Annotated in this window: 20 protein-coding genes; 16 read left to right on the top strand and 4 right to left on the bottom strand. The window is 45.8% G+C overall.

Annotated elements, in window-relative coordinates; genetic code table 11:
- Positions 1-230 precede the first annotated feature (230 nt).
- On the top strand, positions 231-707 hold the full coding sequence (locus LN893_RS01720) for a LexA family protein (protein WP_229967673.1): 477 nt from the start codon (positions 231-233) through the stop codon (positions 705-707).
- A complete protein-coding gene (locus LN893_RS01715; RefSeq protein ID WP_229967672.1) occupies positions 682-1,962 on the top strand; it encodes a Y-family DNA polymerase in 1,281 nt (426 codons plus the stop codon). Before LN893_RS01720 ends, LN893_RS01715 begins: the two co-directional genes overlap by 26 nt.
- 734 nt (positions 1,963-2,696) lie before the next feature.
- Here LN893_RS01715 and topA read toward each other — a convergent pair.
- The gene (gene topA, locus LN893_RS01710; RefSeq protein ID WP_229967670.1) at positions 2,697-5,147 is read right to left on the bottom strand and encodes a type I DNA topoisomerase; all 2,451 of its coding nucleotides are present in this window, start codon (positions 5,145-5,147) and stop codon (positions 2,697-2,699) included.
- A 167-nt stretch (positions 5,148-5,314) separates the two neighbouring features.
- Between topA and LN893_RS01705 the strand changes: the two genes are divergently transcribed.
- From LN893_RS01705 to LN893_RS01660, 10 genes are all read left to right on the top strand, one after another.
- Positions 5,315-5,797: a SixA phosphatase family protein gene (locus LN893_RS01705; protein ID WP_229967668.1), complete on the top strand. Its 483-nt coding sequence runs from the start codon at positions 5,315-5,317 to the stop codon at positions 5,795-5,797.
- Between the two features lie 125 nt (positions 5,798-5,922).
- Complete coding sequence (locus tag LN893_RS01700) at positions 5,923-6,672, top strand: ParA family protein (protein ID WP_229967666.1); 750 nt, start codon at positions 5,923-5,925, stop codon at positions 6,670-6,672.
- Positions 6,673-6,821: 149 nt separating this feature from the next.
- Entirely contained in the window at positions 6,822-10,415 is a 3,594-nt protein-coding gene (locus LN893_RS01695; protein ID WP_229967664.1) for a HAMP domain-containing protein, read from the top strand.
- Positions 10,416-11,372, top strand: coding sequence for a methyl-accepting chemotaxis protein (locus LN893_RS01690; protein ID WP_229967662.1), 957 nt, complete (start codon positions 10,416-10,418; stop codon positions 11,370-11,372). It begins immediately after the preceding gene.
- A gap of 2 nt (positions 11,373-11,374) precedes the next feature.
- Positions 11,375-11,968, top strand: a complete 594-nt coding sequence (locus LN893_RS01685; RefSeq protein WP_229967660.1) for a chemotaxis protein CheW — start codon at positions 11,375-11,377, stop codon at positions 11,966-11,968.
- Between the two features lie 32 nt (positions 11,969-12,000).
- Complete coding sequence (locus tag LN893_RS01680) at positions 12,001-12,375, top strand: response regulator (RefSeq protein WP_229967658.1); 375 nt, start codon at positions 12,001-12,003, stop codon at positions 12,373-12,375.
- Between the two features lie 57 nt (positions 12,376-12,432).
- Positions 12,433-13,527: a chemotaxis protein CheB gene (locus tag LN893_RS01675; protein ID WP_229967656.1), complete on the top strand. Its 1,095-nt coding sequence runs from the start codon at positions 12,433-12,435 to the stop codon at positions 13,525-13,527.
- Positions 13,524-15,158, top strand: coding sequence for a chemotaxis protein CheA (locus tag LN893_RS01670; protein ID WP_229967654.1), 1,635 nt, complete (start codon positions 13,524-13,526; stop codon positions 15,156-15,158). The genes LN893_RS01675 and LN893_RS01670 overlap by 4 nt, the downstream gene beginning before the upstream one ends.
- A gap of 39 nt (positions 15,159-15,197) precedes the next feature.
- Positions 15,198-15,842, top strand: a complete 645-nt coding sequence (locus LN893_RS01665) for a chemotaxis protein CheC (RefSeq protein WP_229967652.1) — start codon at positions 15,198-15,200, stop codon at positions 15,840-15,842.
- A gap of 49 nt (positions 15,843-15,891) precedes the next feature.
- A complete protein-coding gene (locus LN893_RS01660) occupies positions 15,892-16,701 on the top strand; it encodes a putative phage abortive infection protein (RefSeq protein ID WP_229967651.1) in 810 nt (269 codons plus the stop codon).
- Between the two features lie 32 nt (positions 16,702-16,733).
- On the opposite strand, the gene LN893_RS01655 is transcribed toward LN893_RS01660, so the two are convergent.
- Positions 16,734-17,087, bottom strand: a complete 354-nt coding sequence (locus LN893_RS01655; protein WP_229967649.1) for a histidine kinase — start codon at positions 17,085-17,087, stop codon at positions 16,734-16,736.
- 34 nt (positions 17,088-17,121) lie between these two features.
- Entirely contained in the window at positions 17,122-18,396 is a 1,275-nt protein-coding gene (locus LN893_RS01650) for a PAS domain-containing protein (protein WP_229967646.1), read from the bottom strand.
- 468 nt (positions 18,397-18,864) lie between these two features.
- Here LN893_RS01650 and speE point away from each other — a divergent pair, with 468 nt between their 5' ends.
- From speE to LN893_RS01635, 3 genes are all read left to right on the top strand, one after another.
- Entirely contained in the window at positions 18,865-20,196 is a 1,332-nt protein-coding gene (gene speE / locus LN893_RS01645; protein ID WP_229967644.1) for a polyamine aminopropyltransferase, read from the top strand.
- Complete coding sequence (locus tag LN893_RS01640; protein WP_229967642.1) at positions 20,189-21,259, top strand: agmatinase family protein; 1,071 nt, start codon at positions 20,189-20,191, stop codon at positions 21,257-21,259. The genes speE and LN893_RS01640 overlap by 8 nt, the downstream gene beginning before the upstream one ends.
- Positions 21,260-21,422: 163 nt before the next feature.
- Positions 21,423-21,770, top strand: coding sequence for a phage holin family protein (locus tag LN893_RS01635; RefSeq protein ID WP_229967640.1), 348 nt, complete (start codon positions 21,423-21,425; stop codon positions 21,768-21,770).
- 79 nt (positions 21,771-21,849) lie between these two features.
- On the opposite strand, the gene LN893_RS01630 is transcribed toward LN893_RS01635, so the two are convergent.
- Complete coding sequence (locus LN893_RS01630) at positions 21,850-22,185, bottom strand: four-helix bundle copper-binding protein (RefSeq protein ID WP_229967639.1); 336 nt, start codon at positions 22,183-22,185, stop codon at positions 21,850-21,852.
- A 148-nt stretch (positions 22,186-22,333) separates the two neighbouring features.
- Between LN893_RS01630 and recQ the strand changes: the two genes are divergently transcribed.
- Positions 22,334-24,478, top strand: a complete 2,145-nt coding sequence (gene recQ / locus LN893_RS01625) for a DNA helicase RecQ (RefSeq protein WP_229967637.1) — start codon at positions 22,334-22,336, stop codon at positions 24,476-24,478.
- Positions 24,479-24,585: the final 107 nt, after the last annotated feature.

Here is a 24,585-nt window from a genome sequence, read left to right as displayed (position 1 = left end):
CCTGATGTTAAGCTTGCTTATCTTGGTAAGAAGTTGGTTTTTTATATCGTCTACGTGAAGATACTTGATGCAGGTTATAAGTGTGTTTCCTTGCTTAGGAGGGACTTTTTGGTTTAACTATAAAGCTCTGGAAATAAGTTTTTTACATCTTAAATACTAAATATATTGTCAATAAATATATCTTTTACTAATATATTTAGTAAAATAGAGGCATGAAAGAGAATAAAACTATGAGGGAGACAATATATTGGACAGTTTATAACAATGATTCAGGAGGGCCAACACAGCAATTGCTGCTGTTTTCATCATCTGTCAGGGCTGGGTTCCCAAGTCCAGCTACTGATTACGCTTCCGACCCAGTAGATTTAAATACCTACTTTACCCGAAATCCTGCTGCCACTTTCTTGGTTCGTGTAGAGGGAGATTCTATGATAAACGCCCACATTGATAACGACGATCTGGTAGTGGTAGACAAATCTTTGCGGGCTGTAAGCGGCAACATCGTGCTTGCTTTTGTGGCGGGAGAGTTCACCATTAAGCGCTTCGTGCTGAAGCCAGATGGAGCATATCTGGAGCCTGAGAACCCGAAATATGAGAGCATAAAGGTTAGCAGTCCTGAAATGGGCCAGGTTTGGGGTGTGGTAGTAGGAGTAGTAAGGAAGTTTGATAAAGATCATAAACATGACAACACGTTTCGCATTAGTTGATTGTAGCAGTTTTTATGCCTCCTGCGAACGAGTGTTTAGGCCCGAACTGGAGGGGAAACCTGTAGTGGTACTTAGCAACAACGATGGCTGTATTATTGCACGCTCTAACGAGGCCAAAAACTTAGGTATAAAAATGGGAGCCCCCTATTTTCAGCTTCGGGATTTTATGGAAAAGCAGGGGGTGGCGGTGTTTAGTTCTAACTATGAGCTCTATGGCGATATGTCGCGCCGCGTCACCAACGTGCTCCTGCAGTTTACGCCTAACCTGGAAGTATATTCCATTGACGAGAGCTTTATGGACTTCAGCCACCTGAAAGAAGAGGATGTAATAAGCCACTCCAAACAGCTAAGAGAGAGGGTGCTACAATGGACAGGTATACCTGTGTCGGTGGGAGTAGGGCCCACCAAAACACTGGCAAAAGTGGCTAACCGCCTGGCCAAGAAAAAGGCTGCCGACGAGGGTGTGATGGTGTTAACTAATACATCGGACATAGAAGCGGCTTTAGAGCAGACAGAGGTGCGGGATGTGTGGGGGATTGGTCGGCAGCATGCGGCCAGGCTTCAGGCAATTGGCGTGGGTAATGCACGGCAGTTCCGCGATTTGCCTGCTGACTGGGTGAAAAAGAACATGGCCGTAACAGGGTTGCGCACGGTGCTGGAACTCAGAGGTTCTTCCTGTATCAATCTAGAGGCTGATGAAGTTCCTGCCAAAAAGAACATCTGCACCTCCCGCTCCTTCGGCCAACCTATCTCCACGCTCTCAGAAATAGAAGAAGCACTTTCCACACACACGGTGCGCTGCTCCACCAAGCTGCGAAGACAGGAATCTTATGCTGGCGCTATCACTGTTTTTCTGCTCACGAACCGTTTTGCTAAAGATGCTTCTTCTGATTATTACAGCAGTAAGAGCGCCAGACTGCCTGCTGCATCTAACAGCGAAACGCAGTTACTCCGATATGCCAATGCTTTGTTGAAACAGATGTTCCGAAAAGGCGAGCGCTATGTAAAAGTGGGAGTAGTACTGTCTGAACTGGTGCCTGCAGAACAGGTACAGTTAGATATTTTTTCTGTAGAAAACACAGAAAAGCAGGATAAGCTTATGATGACTTTAGACAACCTGCGCCAGAGGTTTGGACATGCAGCCGTAAAATATGCAGTACAGGGGGAGGAGAAAAACAGCAAATGGGCCATGAAGCATGAGCATCTGTCACAATGTTACACGACTAGGTTCGAGCAGTTGCTTCGGGCAAGGTAAGTTTAGTATTATACGTAATTATTTCTAATATATTTGGTTCATAAATTACTGTATATTAAATATATAAAATGGGTGTTTTGTAGTTTTTATCGAACCTTTATTTGCTGTTCTTTCTGCTAGCTTTTCGCCTCGCCGGCGGGGCTTACTTTTCTCCTTGATGAGATTAACCACCCCGCCTGCGGCACCCCTCCTTGAAAAAGGAGCGGAGTGCAAAAGAATCAAGACGATTTTGAACTCGCTGAACGCTCAAACAAAAAATCGTCGTTGGTGCACCTCGCTAAGGCTCTTGCTCTGTAGTAGAGAAAAGAAATTTCTTATTTCAATCAACTACCAGGTTAGTGTTCTAGCGGAAGCAGATGATTATTTTTTTGATGATCGAAGAAAGAAGCTTTCCCCGTTTTTCCATGAGGCGCCTCGAAAGTTTCTTGTGCCGCGGGAGCGGCAGCCGTTAGGCAGGAAACAAAAGCAGCACCGAATAGGAAAACAAGTCCCCGCTAATATAGGCCCCCTACCCCAACTTGGAGCGCACCAAAAAGAACTATAAAACAATAGGCTGGTAAAACTGAGGATGAACAGTAGCTACAACAGCAAAAGCCAATAGTTCAAACCTTGTTCTACCTCAAGTATAGAATTATCTGTTATAGCTAATCTTTTGTTTATCAAATTGCTAAGCCATATAAATAAGACGGCCACCAGAGATGTGGCGGCCGTCTTATTTATATGGCTTATACTGCTTAAGCTTTCTTTTTAGGAGCTACTTTTTTGGTGGCAGTTGATTTTGCAGCAGGTTTTTTAGCGGCTGCTTTCTTTGTAGCAGCAGGCTTCTTGGTTGCCGCTGGTTTCTTTTCTGCAGTAGTGGCTGCAGCCTTCTTAAAGCCGCCTCGGCCTTTCTTCTCAGGGGTAGCCTCAGCTAGGGCTAAACATTCTTCCAGCGTTAAGTCAGCTGGCTCTTTATCTTTCGGAATTTTTACATTCTTCTTATCTGCCACTATGTATGGGCCGTAGCGTCCGTTCAGCACCTGCACATCAGGGTTTTCGGGGAAGGACTTGATCAGCTTTTCTGCATCAGCTTTTCGCTTCGCCTGGATCAGGTCTACGGCCTCTTCTGCTGTTACCAGCATAGGGTCCATGGTTTTCGGAAGAGAATAGAACTTGCTGTCGTGGCGGATGTACGGGCCAAAACGACCAATGGCAGCGATCATTTCTTTTTCCTCGAAAGCACCCACATTGCGTGGCAGCTTAAAGAGTTCTAAGGCATCCTCCAGGCTCAGTCGTTCCAGAAACTGCCCCTTGCGCAAGCTGGCGTAAATTGGCTTTGCACCTGTCTCAGGGTCTTCTTCTCCTAATTGCACAAACGGACCGAAGCGCCCTAGTTTCGCTAGTATTTTTTTACCTGTAACAGGGTCTGTGCCTAATTCTCTGGCTCCAGAAATTTCTGCCCTGGATATATTCTCGCTCGACTCGATGCGCTGGTGAAACTTCTGGTAAAAATTATCCAGCATGTTTTCCCACTCCTTGTGGCCTTGCGCAATTTCATCAAATTCAGCCTCAACACGTGCCGTGAAAGAATAGTCAATCACGTTGGGGAAGTGCTCTACCAGAAAGTCATTCACAATCATAGCCGTGTCCGTCGGAAATAACTTGCCTTTTTCGGCACCAGTAATTTCGGTCTTGGTTTGCGTTGTGATGTTGTCGCTCTTTAGGGTGAGCACCTGGTAATTACGCTCTTTGCCTTCTCGTGTATCTTTTTCTACATAACCTCGCTTTTGAATAGTAGAGATGGTAGGAGCATAGGTAGAAGGACGACCAATTCCCAATTCTTCCAGCTTCTTCACAAGGCTTGCTTCGGTAAAACGTGGAGCAGGACGAGAGAAACGCTGTGTAGCCTGCATCTGGCGCAGTCCTAATTGCTGCCCTATACTTAGCGGAGGTAGCATGCCTTTTGTGTCATCATCCTGGCTTTCCTCATCATCTTTCGACTCTATGTATACTTTCAGGAAACCTTCAAACTTAATTACCTCGCCTGTGGCAACCAGTTTTTCGGGTTGGGTAGAAATACCAATGGTAGCTGTTGTCTTCTCTATTTCGGCATCTGCCATCTGGGAGGCAATGGCGCGCTTCCAGATCAGCTCGTAAAGGCGCTGCTCGTTGCGGTCGCTGCTGGCCACCATTGCTGAAAAGTCAGTTGGGCGTATGGCTTCGTGTGCTTCCTGTGCTCCAGAAGATTTTGTCTTGAAGCGGCGGGTTTTTACAAATTGCTCGCCATAAGAGTTGCGGATGGCGCTGGAGGCACCGTTTATAGCTTCATCTGATAAATTCAAAGAATCGGTACGCATGTAAGATATCTTACCTGCTTCATACAGGCGCTGAGCCACCGTCATGGTTTGGGCAACCGAGAAGTACAGCTTACGGCTTGCTTCCTGCTGTAGGGTAGAAGTGGTGAAGGGAGCAGCTGGGCTTCGCTTCAATGGCTTCGTCTCCAGGTTTTCGATGTTATAGCTTACTCCGATGCAACGCTGTAGAAATGCCTGTGCCTCTTCCTCTGTTTTATACTTAGTAGGTAGCTCCGCTTCCAAAGTCTTGCCCTGCACATCAAATTGAGCAGAAATTTTAAAAGAAGATTCAGCGTTGTGTGCTTCAATTTCGCGCTCGCGCTCTACCACCAGTCGCACGGCTACCGACTGTACTCTACCAGCCGATAAACCAGTCTTGATCTTTTTCCAGAGCACAGGAGAAAGTTCGAAACCTACTAGCCTGTCAAGAATGCGCCTTGCCTGCTGGGCGTTTACCAGGTCCATGTCAATGCCGCGCGGCGTGCTGATGGCATTTAGTATGGCGTTTTTGGTAATCTCCCTGAAAACAATTCGTCGGGTTTGGGTATTATTCAGATCAAGCGCCTGTGTCAGGTGCCAGGATATAGCTTCTCCCTCGCGGTCGTCGTCCGATGCCAACCATACAGTTTCCGCCTCTTTCGCCAGTTTGCGCAACTGCGAAACAACATCCTTCTTATCGCTGGACACAACATATGTTGGCTTGAAACCATGCTCTATGTCAATGGCGCCGTTGCCTTTAGGCAGGTCACGCACATGGCCAAAGCTAGATTTTACAACAAAGTCTTTCCCCAGGTATCCCTCAATTGTTTTCGCCTTTGCAGGCGATTCCACTATTACTAAGTTTTTAATCATTCTATGTAGTTACAGGCGAGCAAGGCTCCAAATTTGCCCAAAGATCAAATATTTTTTCAAACTATTACAACCACAAACGTATAAGTTAGGTTTAAAAACCAGCTAAACGTCTCCAATTCTTAACGAAAGTACTTAAAAAGCATCTATACGCACCACACCCGAAATATATGCAGCGACTCGTACTTATTTGTCGGCATGCCGAAACACACGAACCGTATCCTCTACAACCAGACTTTGAACGCGAACTTACAAAAAATGGGCTGCAACAAGCGCACCAAACTGGTTTGTGGCTTCGCGAAAACTACAGAAAGGTAGATGCTATACTAGCCAGTCCAGCTAAAAGAACCGCTGCCACAGCCTGTACGCTGGCACAACGCTTATACTTCGAGGAGGAAAATATTTCTTTCGATCCTGATTTGTACAATGCAAGAGAGGCAAATTTAGAAAATGCTTTGGGCAAACTGCCCGACGAAGTGAAAATTGTGCTTCTAGTGGCACACAACCCAGGTGTCACGCAATTGATTCGGAACCTGACCGAGCAGCGCATTCCTTACTTAGATCCTGCCAATGTTGTAGCAGTTAGTCTTGATATAGAAAAATGGGAGGAAATTCACTCTGTTACAGGCCGTATAGAAAAACAGAACATGTAGCGAAAGCAGCTTTTAGGGTGTTGTCGTGTGCGTAGTCTTTCTGTTTTAACAATAGATTCCCTATATTTAGACGCCACACAAGCGCATGTAGCCTTTCTTTTGTGGTTTTTACTTCAAATCTCTCTATGAAATCGACTATTGTAGCTGTTATCAATCAAAAGGGCGGTACGGGTAAAACCACTACCACCATTAACCTTGGCAGCGCCCTGGCTAAAGAAGGCAAAAAAGTGCTGCTCCTGGACCTGGACCCACAAAGCAACCTGTCTTATTCTTTGGCTGTAACGGCCCCAGAGGCCACACTGGCCGATGTTTTCCTCGGAAATCAATCACTCAAAGACATTCTTGTTGAGAAAGACGGACTGTGGATTGCACCAGGCTCCAATGATTTAGTTGATATAGAAATATCGCTGGTGTCTCAGCCAGAAAGAGAGAAATTTCTTAAAAACATGCTGGCCGATGTAAAAGGCTTTGACTATGTGTTGATTGACTGTCCGCCTTCGCTGTCGGTGCTGACGCTGAACGCGCTTACGGCTGCCCAGGAGGTGCTGATACCGCTTCAGATGGAAGTGTTGACCCTGCAGGGCCTCGACCAGATTATGAATACGGTTAACAAAGTAAAAAAGGCGTTTAACCCGAAACTTAAGATAAAGGGAATCGTAGTGGTGATGTTTGATATCAGGAGAAAACTAAGCCAGGAGGTATTGGAATATCTGCGCGAAAACGTGAAAGAAAAAATCTTCGATAGCCACATCCGTCTTAATGTTAAACTTGCAGAGGCGCCCTCTTTTGGGAAAAGCGTTATTAACTACGATGCGTCTTCTAATGGAGCCAAAGATTACATGGCGCTCGGGAAAGAATTTCTGAATGCGCACTAATGGTGCTATAAGCATGCTTTGCCGTTTCCGACATTCATGTAATTTAGCTAAATTGCATAAACTTGAACTATAGCAGCATATTGATTTAGGGCTTTGGCCCCGTCTTTTGCTTTATAAATAAATGACACCCAACTCAATTAATCTTACATATGGCCTTAGGTAAAAACTTGAAGTTGAGCAAAGAAAAGCTCATTAGTGACGTGGAAGCCAATCAAGAGAAAAAGCCTGCACCAAAAGCCAAAGCGGAAAGCAAGCCAGCTACTGCAACTACTCCTCCAAATAAGCCATCGACGGAAGAAACACCAGATGCACCCAAAAATACTTTGAGGGATGAGATTACTGCTCAGGCCAAAGAAGAGGTGGACAGTCCTACTGTAACAGATAGTGAAAACGATACAGACACACCTGAGCAGGAGAAACAGGCGCTGCCTACTAGCCCAGAATACCTAAACGAGCAGCTAAACAAGGTGCTGTATGCCCTTGATGCTTTTAAAAAGGGAGATATTTCTGTTCGACTGACAAAGCAGAACAGCGATATATTCGCTGAAATAGCCGAAGCTTATAACTCCATGGTGGAGATGATCGGTGGTGTAGGTGGTGAGGTGTCCAGGATTTCGAAGGTGGCCGGTGTGGAAGGTAACCTAAAGGCCCGTGCCTCTGCTGAAAATGCCTCTGGTTTCTGGAAGGACATGATCAACAACATCAACGGTCTGGTAGATTCTATTGCGGTGCCAGTACTGGAGGTGGGGAAAGTACTTAAGAATATCTCCCGAGGTAACCTGGATGAGACATTTCAGATTCCAGTTTCAGGTGATTTTAAGGTGATGGCGGAAACAATAAACCGTACCATCGATAACCTGAACCTGTTTGCAGGTGAGGTAACCCGTGTGGCCCTGGAGGTAGGTACTGAGGGTAAACTAGGTGGCCAGGCAAGTGTGCCAAACGTGGCGGGGGTATGGAAAGACCTAACCGATAATGTGAACACCATGGCTTCTAACCTGACCTCACAAGTGCGCGACATTTCGAATGTGGCAACTGCTGTGGCGAAGGGTAACCTGACACAGAAAGTGTCTGTGGATGTGCGTGGTGAGTTTGCACAGTTGAAGGATAACATGAATCAAATGGTGGACTCGCTGAATATATTTGCAGACGAGGTAACCCGTGTGGCACGTGAGGTAGGAACTGAGGGTAAGTTAGGCGGACAGGCCCGAGTACCGAATGTGGGCGGAGTTTGGAAAGACCTGACCGACAATGTGAATACCATGGCCAGCAACCTGACAGCGCAGATGCGAGACATTGCTAATGTGTCTACTGCGGTGGCGAAAGGTAACCTGACCCATAAAATAACAGTGAATGTAAAAGGGGAGATGGCCGAGTTGAAGGACATCATCAACCAGATGGTGGATTCCTTGAACATCTTCGCTGGTGAGGTAACCCGTGTGGCACGTGAAGTGGGGACAGAAGGTAAACTGGGTGGTCAGGCCACTGTACCACGAGTTGAAGGTACCTGGAAAGAACTCACCGATAATGTGAACCTGATGGCCAGCAACCTGACTTCGCAGGTACGAGACATTGCCAACGTGGCAACTGCCGTGGCTAAAGGTGACTTGACACAGAAGGTATCAGTAGATGTAAAAGGAGAACTTGGTGAACTGAAAGATATCCTGAATGAAATGGTGGACCGACTGAATGTGTTTGGCGCGGAAGTAACGCGTGTGGCACGTGAAGTGGGGACAGAGGGTATATTAGGTGGCCAGGCAAGTGTGCCAAACGTGGCAGGGGTATGGAAAGACCTGACGGATAATGTGAACTACATGGCTTCTAACTTAACCTCTCAGGTACGGGATATTGCCAATGTAGCAACTGCCGTGGCGAAAGGTGATTTGAGTCAGAAAGTATCTGTAAATGTGAAAGGTGAGTTGGCGGACCTAAAGGAAAACCTGAACCAGATGGTTGACTCACTGAACATCTTCGCAGACGAAGTGACGCGTGTGGCTCGTGAGGTGGGTACGGAAGGTAGGCTGGGTGGCCAGGCATCGGTACCGAATGTGGGCGGAGTTTGGAAAGACCTGACCGATAACGTGAACACCATGGCTGCCAACTTAACCAGCCAGGTGCGTGATATAGCAAACGTAGCAACTGCTGTGGCCATGGGTGACCTGCGCCAGAAGGTATCTGTGGATGTAAAGGGCGAGATGGCTGAGCTGAAAGAGAACCTGAACCAGATGGTGGACTCGCTGAACATCTTTGCAGGTGAGGTAACCCGTGTGGCACGTGAAGTGGGTACAGAGGGTAAACTAGGTGGGCAGGCCAATGTGCCAGATGTAGCAGGTGTTTGGAAAGACCTGACTGACAATGTGAACACCATGGCTTCTAACCTGACAACGCAGGTGCGAGGTATAGCTAAAGTAGCTATTGGTGTTGCCAAAGGTGACCTGACACAGAAAATTACAGTGGAGGCCCGTGGCGAGATTGCAGAACTGAAAGAGAACATCAACTTCATGGTGGACTCGCTGAATATATTTGGTGATGAGGTAACCCGTGTGGCCCGTGAAGTGGGTACAGAGGGTAAGCTTGGCGGTCAGGCCAACGTGCCAAACGTGGCTGGAACTTGGAAGGACCTAACCGATAATGTAAACTCCATGGCTTCTAACCTTACCTCACAGGTACGGGATATTGCCAAAGTAGCTACCGCGGTTGCGAAAGGAGACTTAACGCAGAAAGTATCTGTTGAAGCACGTGGTGAGATACTCGACCTAAAGGAAAACTTGAACCAGATGGTGGACTCGCTGAACGTATTTGCAGACGAGGTAACCCGTGTGGCTCGTGAGGTGGGTACAGAGGGTAAACTAGGCGGACAGGCCAACGTGCCGAAAGTGCGTGGTACCTGGAAAGAACTTACCGACAATGTAAATACAATGGCCAGCAACCTGACACTACAGGTGCGGGACATTGCCAACGTAGCAACCGCTGTAGCGAAAGGTGACCTGACGCAGAAAGTATCGGTAGATGTAAAAGGCGAGCTAGCTGACTTGAAAGGAAACCTAAACCAGATGGTGGACTCGCTCAATATATTTGCTGGTGAGGTAACGCGTGTGGCACGTGAGGTGGGTACAGAGGGTAAACTAGGCGGACAGGCCAACGTGCCGAATGTGGCAGGTGTTTGGAAAGATCTGACAGATAATGTAAACACCATGGCTACAAATCTTACCACACAGGTAAGAGGCATCGTGAAAGTGGTAACAGCGGTATCGAAAGGTGACCTGACGCAGAAACTGACTCTGGATGCAAGAGGCGAAGTGGCCGAGTTGGCAGAAACCATCAACACCATGGTGGTGGACCTGAACCGATTAGCTGGTGAGGTTAGCCGTGTGGCCAGAGTAGCGGGTGTGGAAGGTAAACTAACGGAGCGTGCTACACTACAAGGTGTAGGCGGTAGCTGGAAAGAACTGGTAGATACTGTAAACGACCTGCTGGAATCTATTGTAACACCAGTACTGGAAGTGTCTCGCGTAGTGCGTGCCATCTCAGAAGGTGACCTGACGCAGAAAGTAGAAACCGTAACAGCAGGTGACATCCTGGACATGGCGAATGCTTTGAATCTTGCAGTGGACAACCTGAACGCACTGCTAGGTGAAATAAACGACTCCTCCCTGATTGTAGGAAGCTCTTCAGAAGAGATGGCTGATAAAGGATTGGAGATGAACACCGTAACGCTAGATGTGGCCCTTGCTATGCAATAGATGGCAGAAGGTGCTCAAAATCAAGCGCTTAAAACAGATCAGGCCTTCAAACTGATCGAGGAGATTATGAAGGCCACGAAAGAAACCGCTAACAGAGCGGAAGTAGTAAACAAAGCGGCTTTAATAGGAGAGGAAAGCTCTCAGAACGGTCTGAAAACTGTGGCCGAAGTGGTGAGAAACATGGAAGAAATTTCCAGTTCAGCAGCCCTTACAGCTAAAACCATTGAAGTACTGAGCACACGCTCTCAAGAAATTTCCAAATCGCTTGGTGTCATCACAGATATTGCCTCCCAAACAAACTTGCTTGCTTTGAACGCAGCCATTGAAGCAGCCCGTGCAGGCGAGGCAGGCAGAGGCTTTGCAGTGGTAGCTGAAGAAATTAGGAAACTGGCTGAAGGTTCGCGTAAGTCAGCAAGTGAAATTGCCACGCTGGTAGATGATGTGAAGAAAGATACAGCCTCTGCCGCTACAGCGATTTCTACCATGGAAGGCCGTGTACTAAAAGGAAAAAACGCAACCTTCGAAGCATCTGGGGCCTTCAAAAATATTGCAGCAGGAAGCGGTGAGACACTCCGTACGGCACAAGACATCTTAACGGCAACCGAGGTGCAGAAGTCATCTATCGGAGACGTTGTGAAGTATGTGGAGGAAGTAGTGGCTATTGCCGAGCAAACGGCCTCTGGTACACAGCAAGTGGCAAGTACAGCCAAGCAACTATCGGCTTCCATGCAGGAGCTTACATCTTCTTCGCAGAACCTGAACGATATTGCGGCAGACCTACAAATTAGTATATCGGCGTTTAAGCTGATAGATGGCAACCTTGTTTTCACGAACAGTTCTAAAAACCGACGATTGGCTTCGATACCAACTACGCGCAAACCGCTGCGGCAGTCAGTCGGTAACAACAGGTCAGCTACGGGAAATAATAATGCTAAAACAGGTGACTCTCAGATATAGCCATGGAGAAAAAAGAGGAGAAGAAGCAAGTTTCTGGAGAGAAGGAGCCCGTTGCAGAAGCAGTTGCTCAAAACACAAAGGAACCGCGGGCAGTAGAAACAGTTCCAGCAAAGGGGGGAGCTAATGAGGAGATGGTACACCTGATCATGTTTAGGTTGGGTAGTGAATATTATGCTATCAAAATCGGGCTGGTAAAAGAAGTAACCATAACACCTACAATAACCCGTATGCCACGCACACCTCATTTTATTAAAGGTGTGGCCAACATACGGGGCGATATTATAGCGGTGATGGACCTGGAGCAGCGTTTTAACATAGAGCCTACGCCTGTAGAGCAGGGGCTGCATAATCCTAATGTAACCTATACCTTAGTATTAGAAGCGAAAGACTATAACTTAGGAATTATAGTGCGGGAGATGCCGCAGTCCATTAACCTGCCTGTCTCTAAAATAGATAAAACGCCTTCTTTTCTTCAGGACATTAACATTCAGGAGAATTATATAGAGGGTATTGCTAAAGTAAACAACCGCTTGGTCATTGTGCTGGACATGTATAAGGTGCTGACACAAGATGAAGTAAATGAATTGATAGGATAATCCAGTACATTAAGACGAAACCAAATAGAAGTATGAAAAGGATTTTAGTTGTAGATGATTCTTTCTACATGCGCACCATGTTAAAGAACATGCTTACCGACGCTGGGTACGAGGTGGTAGGTGAGGCGCCAAACGGGCAGACAGCCCTTGAATTGGCAAAATCTACTAAGCCAGATCTGGTTACGCTGGATGTGATTTTGCCAGATAATACAGGCCTTGATGTACTGAAAGGTATAAAAAGCGAACAGCCAGACATGAAAGTGATCATTGTGAGCGCTGTTGGCCAGGAGGTGATAGTAAATGAAGCAATAGAGTATGGCGCTCTTGCTTACATCGTAAAGCCTTTTTCGGAGGAAAAGGTGCTGGAGGTAGTTAGTAAGGCCTTGCAGGACGATACGAAAGCTTAACGAGTTTTTGTATAGCTAACAAAGGACAGGAGAGGATAGACGTAGGGTTGGATAAACATGCCGAAGGTAATAATCGCTGATAAATCGAGCTACACAAGAATAGTGTTGCAGGATATTTTAGGCGAGGAAGAAGATGTTGATGTAGTTGGAGTGGCTGCTGATGGCGATTCGCTTCTAAATCAGTTAATGCAAACAAACGCTGATCTGGCAATAGTAGATATCGACCTGCCACAAAACAGCAGGCTTTTGGCACTGAAACGGATTTTTAGCGAAGTGCCTGTACCTGTTATTTTAATTCTTAGCTATGGCCAACTATCCTTTAAACTGGTTGAAGAAGCTGTTGCTTTAGGTGTGTATGCTATCATTATAAAACAAGGGTCTGAGAAGTATCCAAGCTTTAGGGGCATGAAGGATGAACTGGTAGCGAAAGTGAAAGCCTTTGATAAACAGGACAAGCGGGATATGCTGCTACTGGCGCAATCGCTGGAGATGGAGCACAAAAAAGCGCATCAGTACCTAAAAAAAACATTGGCAACAGCAGAAACTGTAATTGTGATCGGAGCCTCTACGGGAGGAACACAGGCCATAGAAACCATAGTTCGCAGTTTGTCGCCAAACTTAAAAGCTTGCGTGTTGTTAGCAGTGCATTTGCCAGCTCGGTTCACTAAATCGTTTGCCAAAAGGCTGCAGGAACTGACACCACTTACGGTAGAGGAAGGAAAAGACGGACTGTTGCTGAAACCAGGAAAGCTTATAGTTGCGCCAGGAGGAAGAAGAATGGAAGTGCAACCTGTGATGGGGAACAGCGCAAATCTGAAAGTTTGTTTTTCGGAGGACGGTACAGGCCCTTTGGATTTGCCTTCGATAGATGCTTTAATGGCTTCGGTTGCCAAAAGCACTGTAAAAAATATAGTTGGCGTTATCCTGACGGGTATGGGCAAAGACGGTACCTTAGGAGCCAACCTGATCAAGAGCAGAAACGGAATTGTGCTGGCACAAGATGAAGCAACATCAGCCATTTTCGGGATGGCTAAATCCGCAATAGACAGCGGTTGTATTAACCAAGTGCTGCCATTGGCACAGATACCTGTGTTTATAAATAATTATGTGGCAGAGCAGCAACAGGTCAGTGTAACTGGCGGTATTGCATGAAATCGAGAGAAGAGGAATATAAAGAAATATTTGTAGCGGAAGCGCTGGAATATTATGATGCCCTGAACAGGCACATAAGTGAACTGGAGCGCAAGCCACAGGATGATCAGATTCTGGCGGAGGTTTTCCGTTTGCTGCATAACCTGAAAGCAAATGCGAAAGCCATCGGTTATCTGCAAATTTCTGATGTGTCTCATAAGCTGGAAACGGCGTTTAGCCTTATTCGGAACAGAGAGCTCACGTTCAGCGATGAGGTGGTTACAGTGCTTTTCGATGGAATTGATTTGCTTGGCGAGCTGATTCATAACATCGATAATGAAAATTACGGGGAGGCAGACCCTGTGCTGCTGCGCAATCTCGATATTATAGTAGATAATCTTTCTGACAGCACCATTGAACTGGCGAAGGTGCAGAAGTATAACACTTCTAAAAACTTATCGCTGTCAGACCTGATTTATATTCAGATAAAAAAGCTGGACCACCTGATGAACCTGGTGGGCGAGTTGATGATAGATCGAGATCGTATCATCTCTATCAGCAGAGAGCTGAATAATGATGAACTGCAGAACGTAAGTTCACACCTGTACCGCATTACAGAAGACCTGCAGTATAGCGTGATGGATGCTCGTTTGGTAAGTATAGGTACGCTGTTCAACAAGTTTCCGCGTATTGTGCGCGACATTGCGGCCGCTGAACACAAGGAAGTGGACCTGGAACTGGCAGGGCAGGATATTCAGATAGACAGGAATATACTGCAGATAATGACAGACTCTTTGCTGCACCTAATGCGGAATGCCATTTCGCATGGTTTGGAGAAGCCAGAAGAACGGGAGAAAAAAGGAAAGCCTAGGGCGGGGCGGGTGTCTTTAACAGCTCAGAATGATAGAGAGAATGTGCTCATCAGATTTTCAGACGATGGAAAAGGAATTGACCTGAAGCAGGTAAAGAATACGGCTATAGAGCGGCAACTCGTAACTGCTGATGTAGCCAACGATCTGTCTGAAGTAGATGCTTTATCGCTGCTGTTCGAGCCAGGATTTTCTACCGCAAAAGAGGTGACAGAGTTTTCTGGCAGAGGCGTTGGCTTAGATGTCGTGAAAAATGCCATCGACTCCATTGGAGGACGGATAAGCATAGATTCTAAACAGGGGAAAGGCACTACTTTTACGTTGAGGCTACCAACCTCAATTGCTGTTAAGGGTGCGCTTCTTTTTGAGGTTGATGAAATATTTTACGCCATTCCGCTCATTCATACCGAGCAGGTGGTGTCTTTAGATAAAGATGAACTACATGAAGTTGGAAGCGCTTTAGTGACCGACATATTAGGAGAGACCGTGACAGTAGTATACCTGCACGAGCTTTTGAATGCGGACCCTTCAGACATGAGGCTGGGCGATAAAAGAAGGTTAAAAGGACAGGTGCAAAACATTATTATTGTATCTTATAATAACCGCAAGCTTGGTTTGATTGTAGATAAATTGTACAGACAGCAGGATATTGTGGTTAAACCACTTCGAAAGCCGTTAGATACAATAGACCTATATGGCGGAGTAACGCTGCTGGGAACAGGCAAAGTATGCCTGGTTTTAGATGTGCCTGCCATTACACGTTTTTATGTAAACAAAAGATAGGATGCGGCGATGGACGAAAATACTACTAATACGAGAACTATGACAGAACCTCATATTACGGAGTTAGAGCGCGATATCATCAAAGAAATTCTGAACATTGGCTTAGCCCGTGCTGCAGATTCCTTTGCGGTTATAGCCAAAGATAAAGTGCTTTTAAAAGTGCCTGATATCAAGCTTATAGAGGTTAAAGAGTTGCTGCACCTGGTAGCTAGCTACGAGAGTACCCATATCATCATTCAATCTGATATAAAAGGAGACTTCAACGGAGCCACGCTCATGCTTTTCTCCGACGACCACATTGTAAGGCTATCAGAAGTTTGCCTAACCATGCTTGATGTGCAGAAAGGGGAACTGAGCACGATGCAGGAGTCACTTTTGCTAGAGATAAGCAATATCATAACAGGCGCTCTGGTGACGCAGCTTGCTAATATTCTGAAATCCAATATCTATGGGTCGCCTCCTAAGGCTCCTAAAAGTCATATAGCCGATTCCTTGAAAGACATACTGGTACAGCATCCGCTTTTTCAACCGCTTGTGTTTACAGTTATCACACGCTTTACCCATAACACCAAAACCGTAGAGTTGCCGCTACTGCTGTTCTTTGATACAAACACTTTCCTGAAGATATTAGACATCATCCGAACATTCAATTTTGGAAATACTAATTTGATGGAAACCGATTGAAGCTAGAAACAGTAAGTGTAGCATAAAAACAGCTACTCTTACTTAGCTAATGCTAAAGCCTAAAACAAACTTAAGCCGATACGAAATTGCAGGTTACGTACTTATACTAACAGGAATACTAGTGTTGGTATGGGGCACAGTCAAATTTAACTTGATAAGAGAACTGTACCTGGACCCAGCCGAGCGAAAAGGCGATGTGTTTGGGCAGTTCGGAGAGTTTGTAGGAGGCATAGTCGGATCGCTTTGGGCGCTGGCAGGTGTTTTTCTTTTCTTTGCCACCCTTACTTACCAAAAAAGGGAATTTGAGCTTCAGCGCATCGAGCTGCATAAAACCCAGAAGATTTTTCAGCAGCAAAACTTTTCTACCCTCTACATCAGCTTTATCAATAAGCACAACGATGCCATCAACTCCCTTACCGCTTACGATATAAATGAAAGCGTGTGGTCGGGCACAAACTTCTTTGTTTTTCTGCAGGAGAAAGTGCTTACCTCGTTTGTGCAGAAAGTGCGTAGCTTAACTCCGCAGGAAAAGAATGCTGAAACACTGCACAATCTATATAAAGAATACTTTACCTACCATTTCAGCTTTTACCAGTCCAGCCTTAACCCATACCTCAAAAACCTGAGTGTGCTCTTTAAGCTGATTCAGCGTTACCGCTCTGAAACGGAAGATGAAGGCGAGTACTACAGCTTTATAACCAAAGCTAACTTTACGCAGTCTGAGCTGTTCCTGATCTACCACGTAATGCTGTTTAACCTGCTACCAGAATTTAGCTACTTTCAAGATACTTTCGATGTTTTTGAAGATATGTTGGAAGAGTATAAAGTTGAATCTATAGTGGCAGGAGAACTTAAGTAGGAGGGAAGCTACGAAAAAAGTTTTAAGTAAAATTAAGTTGCTGCGAGCCGAGTCTCCAGCCGAGCAAGCAAACTCAGAAACAAGTCAGAAGATTTGTCAATCTCTTTTAGTCCTTCGTGCGCTTGTTCAATCAAGCCTCTTTTGTAAAGCTGGAAAAGTTTAGCGGCTGTTAAAGATAAGGCGTTATGGATTTGGCTTAGCTTTATAATTTCAGGCACACTAGCGTATTTCACTCTTCCGACAGCACTAAACCAAGTACCGATAGGCCCAGAAGAAGAGAAAAAGAATTCATCGTAGGTGCCGCCATACAAAACAGAGCGCACCTTCGACTTAAACAGAATATGTTTAATGCGAAGTTGTTGTAAATCTACCTGCGCTTCGTTCATGAATGGTGCTTATTTTTAGCTTCTTGTGTCACTATCACTGTTGCTGCGTTCCATAATTTAGTTCTTGTAGCTGTTGCTTAAGCTTAAAAACCTCTGTCATTTCGTAGCCACAAACCAATATGCCTGTTATTTCACCAGCATCATACATGGGCTGGTAAGTAAAAGTCACATGAATATCCTCTAAATTCCCTGTGTTGGTTTTGTCTACTCTAAATAAAACATTTTCTGCTATCAGCTCTTTGCCTGTGGTGTAAACTTGGTCCAATAGCTCCAGAAACCCTTGTTCTCTCACTTCGGGTATGGCCTCTGTTAATCTTTTGCCTACTAACTCTCTGCCAGGAAAAATTTGCTGATACTTTTCGTTTACCAGCTCAAACCTATAGTCCCTGCCTTTCAGGGTGCAAAAGAAAATTGGTGATGTCATGATTAGCCGTTCCAACGTCTGGCGTTCTGTTTCTGCTTTCTGATAAGCATGTTGCACCTGGTCAGATAGCGAAGACATCTGTTCATTCGTCTGCAGCAGTTCCTGCACAAGTTGCCTGGTATCGTGTATATCGGTAGCGCTGCCAACCCACATCATAACTTTGCCGCTTTCATCCTGCATCGGCACACTTCGGTGCAAATGCCAGCGGTAACTGCCATCTTTGGCCCGTATCCGCATCTCTGCCTGAAAGTCTGTGTTGTTCTTAAAAGAAGAAGCCCAGCGGTCCATCAACATTTCAAGGTCTTCTGGATGCGCTACCTTTTTTAAGCCTGCGTCTATCAACTCTTTTACTGGCAAACCAGTATATGCTGTCCAGCGTTGGTTAAAGTATGTGGCGTCGCCTGCAGCGTTGGCTGTAGAAATAAGTTGAGGCATTGCTTCCGCCATAAACCTGAACTTGTCTTCGCTTTCAGATAAGGCAAGTTTTGCTATTTCTCGCTCTGTTACATCAATGGTTCTTTGTATAATATATATCACCTCGCCCGCATCATTCAGCACTGGTGTATGAGAAGCCTCCCAATACCGAATGTCGAAGCCGCCTCCCTGTTCCTTAGGTTTTGGAATATCGTACCTCAGCACATCTAGGTAATCAACTTCTTTTGTTTCCAGAACCTTGTCGAGCGAAGTGCGCAGTAGTTTCTCGTTTTTAGAGGCTGTATTGTTCGGGTTATCAGGAAAAGCATGTAAGAAGTTTTGCCCGATCAGCTCATCATGGCTTCGTAACGTTGCCTGTAAATATTCTGCTGTGGCCGCAAGTACCACATAGTCTGGAGAGAGAACTACAATAGTTTCAGGAATATGATTAAATATTTTAGCGAAGTCCATCTAAAAGCATACTGTAGTTTAAACATCGATTGTCAGGCATTAGAGGAGATTATAGAGATAAGAGGTGCAAGTAAGTGATTAAAAAATAAGCTTTTGTTGAAAGTACAGGTTTTGAGTAAGGAGCCAAAATTAGTTTTACTTGAAGAAAAGTGTATCATGCTCTGCCATATGCTGAACATCAGTACTGTCTTCAGTAAAAAGTCTTATGTCTTGTGTCTTGATACTTGTGTCCCTTTACTTATCTGAATAAATTTCAACCTTTTTACGGCTTTGCTTGTGCATAGTTTGCCTTATTTTTTTGATGAATAGTAGCGTGTGGAGCGGTATTGGCGTACCATAGAAAAGACAAATATTTAACTAATTGGTTAGTAACAGGGTATACGTTCTTGCAAGAGTTCAGCTTTTGATTATACCCATAGTTTTCGTTTTTTTGCTGACTTATACTTTTTTAAACCTATTTTCAGATAGATGAACGCCTTAGGAAGACACATACTAGTAGAATTTTACGATTGCTCTCCTGAACTCATGAACGATGTCGTTCATATAGAAAACAGCATGGTTGCCGCTGCCGAAACAGCCGGAGCCACTGTTATCAACAGCACCTTCCATCACTTCTCGCCTTATGGTGTGTCTGGTGTGGTGGTTATTCAGGAAAGCCACTTGGCTATACATACATGGCCAGAGTATGGCTACGCAGCTGTAGACTTGTTTACCTGCGGCGATTCTGTTGACCCATGGGTTTCTTATAAGTTTTTAAAGGAAGCTTTCGAGGCAGGACATGGTTCCTCGATGGAGTGCCGCCGCGGGCAGCTTGATCTTTTAAAACGTAAAGATTTTAATCTGGATCAGCTGCGCGATGTGTCGCCTAAGCCACAGGAGCAAGCAGGCATGATTACACGCGACGTGTGGTTTACGGAGCGCGACGAGAACATTGCTTTGTCCTTGAAGCACACAGGCAGGCAGCTATACAAAAAAGAGTCGGATTACCAGCGCGTAGAGGTTTATGAAACACTGGCCTACGGCAATATGCTGACTTTGGACGGTATGGTGATGTGCACGCAGAAAGACGAGTATGTGTACCACGAAATGATTACGCATGTGCCAATGTTCAGCCACACGAAAGCAAAGCGGGCCTTGGTGATAGGCGGCGGCGACGGTGGTACCGTACGTGAGCTGCTGCGCCATGAGCAACTGGAAGAGGTAACGCTGGTGGAGATTGACGAGTTGGTAATTGAAGCCTGCAAATTGCATTTACCTGAAACTGCTGTGTCTTTTGAGAACCCGCGCCTGAACCTGTTGGTAGAGGACGGCATCAAATACATAAACGAGTGCGAAGACGGGCGCTACGATTTAATTATAGTAGACTCAGCTGACCCAGTTGGCCCAGGAGAAGGTTTGTTTACCGTAGAGTTTTACAGCCAGGTACACCGTTGCTTAACGCCAGACGGCGTCATGATAACGCAAAGCGAATCTCCGCGCTTCAACAGCGAAGTGTTTGTAGAGATTTATGAAACATACCGCAAGATCTTCGGCAACGACAACGTACATTGCTATTTAGCTGCTATACCTACCTACCCAACTGGTACCTGGAGCTTCTCTTATTCTTCTAAAGGAGAGTCGCACCCGCTGCGCTTCGACCGTGAGGCTGCTGCCAAGTTTTCAAAAGAAAAAGGACTAAAGTATTATAACGAGGATATACATGCAGCCGCGTTTGCGTTGCCAAACTTCGTAAAGGAACTATTAAGCAGCCCATCTGAAGGCGCCATTGAAGAATACTCAGCTGAACCGACAAATGAATAGCAAAGAACAAAAAATAGCTAACTTCGACGCGAACGGAGTAGGTGACATCAACGGTGGCCTGTTTGGTTTGCCTTTTTCTATTGAAGAATCGGAAGTAGTGCTGATTCCTGTGCCCTGGGAAGTAACTGTCTCTTATAGTGCTGGCACGGCACAAGGTCCTCAAGCCGTAAAAGAAGCATCGCCGCAGCTCGATTTGTACGAGGCAAGCATAAAAGATGCCTGGAAACTGGGTATCTGTATGGAGGAAATCTCGGAAGAGTGGGAGGCAACAAGCGAGGAGCTGCGCCAGAAAGCAGAGGCATACATAGGCTGGTTGGAAGAAGGAAGCCCTGCTGAAAGTAAGAGTCAGTTTGAGAACCTGCCTGCTGAAGTAACTCAAAAAGGAGAGGAGCTACTGCAATGGCTAAAACAAAAGGCTCTTGGTTATTTGGAGCAAGGCAAATTGGTTGGCGTTTTAGGCGGCGACCATAGCACACCACTAGGCCTGATGCATGCGCTAGCCGAGAAGCACGAAGAGTTTGGTATATTGCAAATAGATGCTCATGCCGATTTGCGTGATGCCTACGAAGGTTTTGAGTATTCTCACGCTTCCATTATGTTCAATGCCCTTAAGCTGCCGCAGGTAAAGAAGCTGGTGCAGGTGGGCATCCGTGATCTGGCTCAGTCGGAGGCGGAAATGGCGGAGCAGTCTAACGGCCGCATCGCTATTTTCTACGATGCTGTGATGAAGGAGAACATGTACGAAGGCGACACTTGGAAGAAAGAGTGCAAGAAGATAATAGCTCAGCTGCCGCAGAAAGTATACATCAGCTTTGATATAGACGGACTCGATCCGAAACTATGCCCAGGCACAGGAACTCCAGTACCTGGTGGTTTAGAGTTTGAGCAGGCGGTATACCTCATTAAGCAGTTGGTAAAGTCTGGCCGTGAAATAGTTGGTTTTGACCTTTGTGAGGTGGCCCCAGGCGATTCAGAATGGAACGGAAACGTAGGTGCACGTTTGCTGTATAAGCTATGCAACTTAATGGCTGTTTCGCAGCATAAACTGGAAGCGCAGTTTTAATCCGTAACATTTTGTTAACCTAAAGCCTTGCATCATAACTTGATGTAAGGCTTTTTGGCTTTGTTAGCTCAACCTTTCTTTCCATCTTTAGCAGTCCTGCATCCGTAAGAAATAAGGGATTATAAAAACTAGAGCTTATTGTTCTGAAACTTAAAACAATACTATGGGATTTGTTATAAGAATTTTGATTGTAGGAGCAGCGGCCATGCTTTCCTCCTATGTTTTACCAGGAGTTAAGATAGACGGCTTTCTGTCTGCTGTTTTATTAGCCCTGATACTGGCTGTACTAAATGCTATTGTCAAACCCATTCTGGTATTCCTGACAATACCGATCACAATACTTACAATGGGTTTATTCCTGCTCGTGATTAATGCCATTATTATCTTGCTGGCAGACGCCCTGATGGGAAGCAGTTTTGAAGTGGCGGGTTTTCTGTATGCGCTACTGTTTAGTCTGGTGCTAGCCCTGATTACCTACATCTTAGATATGATTTTCGATACATCTAAATAAGAAACTGAGCGCTGTAAAGGAATAGGGCCTGGAAGCTTATGTCTTCCAGGCCCTATTCCTTTATTGTTAATATCTTAGCTTACTTCTTGTTCATCCATTCTTCACAGGCTTGCGCACATTCTGCACAGGCATCGGCACATTTCTGGCAATGGTCTGCTTCATGCTTGCGACATTCTGCTTCGCACTGACGGCAAATTTCGATGCACTCCTTCATAACGTGCTTGGCATGTTCAGAGCCTCTGGCCACAAAGCGGGAGGTAAGGGCGCAAATATCGGCACAATCACGGTCCAGCATAATGCAACGCACCATCATTTTTACATTATCCTCTTGTAAGCAAGCCGTAGCACATGCTTCGCAGGCAGTTATACATTTTACCAATACATGTTCCAGGTTGTTCGTTATTTCAGATTTCATAGCTTTTTTGTTTGTGAATGATTTAATGCTTTTTGTTTACGCCATTCTTTCTGCCATTGTTGTTTCTGCTGCTTCTATGCACTGCTGTGCTTGCAAACTTTTATAGTTACCTTTGTGTTAGAGGCAAGGCAAAAGCAGCACTAGTTTTATGGTTCAGATGGATATAAGAGAGGCAAGAGAAGCACTAAAATTATACTTTGGTTACGATAAATTCCGCCCCATGCAGGAGGAGATTATCTCAAACCTTTTGCAGAAGCAGGACGTGGTGGTGCTAATGCCAACAGGTGGCGGTAAATCGATTTGTTACCAGGTGCCTGCCGTGGTAATGCCTGGCATCTGTATTGTAGTGTCGCCGCTTATTGCTCTTATGAAAGACCAGGTGGAGGCGCTGCTGGTGAACGGTATACCTGCGGCTTATATCAACAGTTCTCAAAGCTCTGAACAACAATATGCTATCGAAAACCAGTGCCTGGCGGGAGAGTTGAAGCTGCTTTATGTTTCCCCTGAGAAGTTATTGTCCTCTGGCTTCCTTTCTTTTCTGAAGCGTATCAACGTATCGCTTTTTGCCGTAGACGAGGCACACTGTATCTCTGCTTGGGGCCACGATTTTAGACCTGAGTATACACAGCTAAAGGCACTGAAACAGCAGTTTCCGCAGATTCCCGTTGTAGCACTTACTGCCACAGCCGATAAGCTTACACAAAAGGATATGCAGGAGCAGCTGTATCTCCAGAATCCAAAGGTATTTATTTCCTCGTTTGATAGGCCGAACATAAACCTGATGGTAAAGCCAGGCCGAGACCGTTTTAATAAGATAACAGAGTTTCTGGAGCGGCACCATAAGCAGCCAGGCATAATTTATTGCCTTAGCCGTAATGCCACCGAATCTATAGCGAATAAGTTGAAGACAAGTGGTTTTAGTGCTACCTATTATCACGCGGGTATGTCACCGCAGCAGCGGGCAAAGGCACAGGAGGCTTTTCTGCGCGACGATGTGCAGATAGTGTGTGCTACCATTGCCTTCGGTATGGGTATCGATAAATCGAATGTGCGTTGGGTAATACATTACAATCTGCCCAAGAACATCGAAAGTTATTACCAGGAAATAGGAAGGGCAGGGCGTGACGGTGCGCAGTCGGATGCGCTGTTGTTTTATTCTTTTGCCGACGTGATGAACCTGCGCAACATGCTGCAGGACAATGATGCTGCTAAAAACCAGTCGGAGTTGCAATTGGTGAAGCTGGAGCGCATGCAACAGTTTGCCGAAGCGGCCGCCTGCCGCAGGCGCATTTTGCTGCAGTATTTTGGCGAAACTTTAACAAAAGACTGTGGCAACTGCGACATTTGCCGAAACCCTCCCAGCACCTTCGATGGTACTTTGCTTGTGCAAAAGGCCCTTTCTGCCATTGCCCGTACGCAGGAAAATGTGAATATGACTTTGTTAGTGGATGTGCTACGTGGTTCCCGCAACAGCCAGGTTATGTCTGCTGGCTACGATAAGATCAAGACCTACGGCGCAGGTCGCGACATAAGTACCATGGACTGGAACCGTTACCTGCACCAGATGCTGAATGCGGGGCTAGTGGAGCTGGCCTACGACCAGAACTATACCTTAAAGCTGACAGAGCAAAGTAAGCAGGTGCTGTTTGAGGGACAAAAGGTAGAGCTTGTGAAGTTTGAGGAAGTGAAGCAGCAGGAAGCGGAGGCAACTGTGCGTTCACGTCCGAAGCGGGAGCTGGTAAAAGATGCGCTGTTCGAGCGCCTACGCCAGCTGCGCAAACGCATTGCCGACGAAGCCAACGTGCCGCCTTATGTAGTGTTTACCGATAGCACACTACAGGAAATGGCGGCAGAAAAACCAACAAACCGAATTGCGATGCTGGCTATTTCTGGTGTGGGGTCGCAGAAGTACGAACGCTACGGCCATGAGTTCATCAACGAGATTATGAGCTTTATGACGGAAGAGCAATCGAAAGGGAATAAGATCAAGGGAGCAACCCACCTGGTTACGTTTGAGGCACTGCAGCAAGGCCATACGGTAGAGCAGATTGCCCAGCAGCGAAACCTGAACCCGGTAACTATCTTTTCTCATATTGCCACCCTATATGAGCAGGGGTATAATGTATCGCTGAATAACTACCTGACGAAGGCTGAATACAATGCTATAGCCAAAGCTATTGCAAAACTTGGGGCGGATGCAAAACTGAAAGATCTGTTTGAGGCGCTAGGAGAGCAGTACGAATACTTTAAAATAAGGCTTTCAGTGGCTGTTTATAAGAAAGAGCACCAATAGAGCATTATAATTTTGCAGGAAAGGCTGCCTTAACTCAGGTAGCCTTTCCTGCTTTAGAAGGACTTGGAAAAACAGGAAATAAAAAAATGCTAAATAAATTAGTAGTA

Source organism: Pontibacter harenae, from assembly GCF_020907245.1.
GTDB classification, from domain to species: domain Bacteria; phylum Bacteroidota; class Bacteroidia; order Cytophagales; family Hymenobacteraceae; genus Pontibacter; species Pontibacter harenae.
This window is presented reverse-complemented; position numbering and strand designations above follow the sequence as displayed.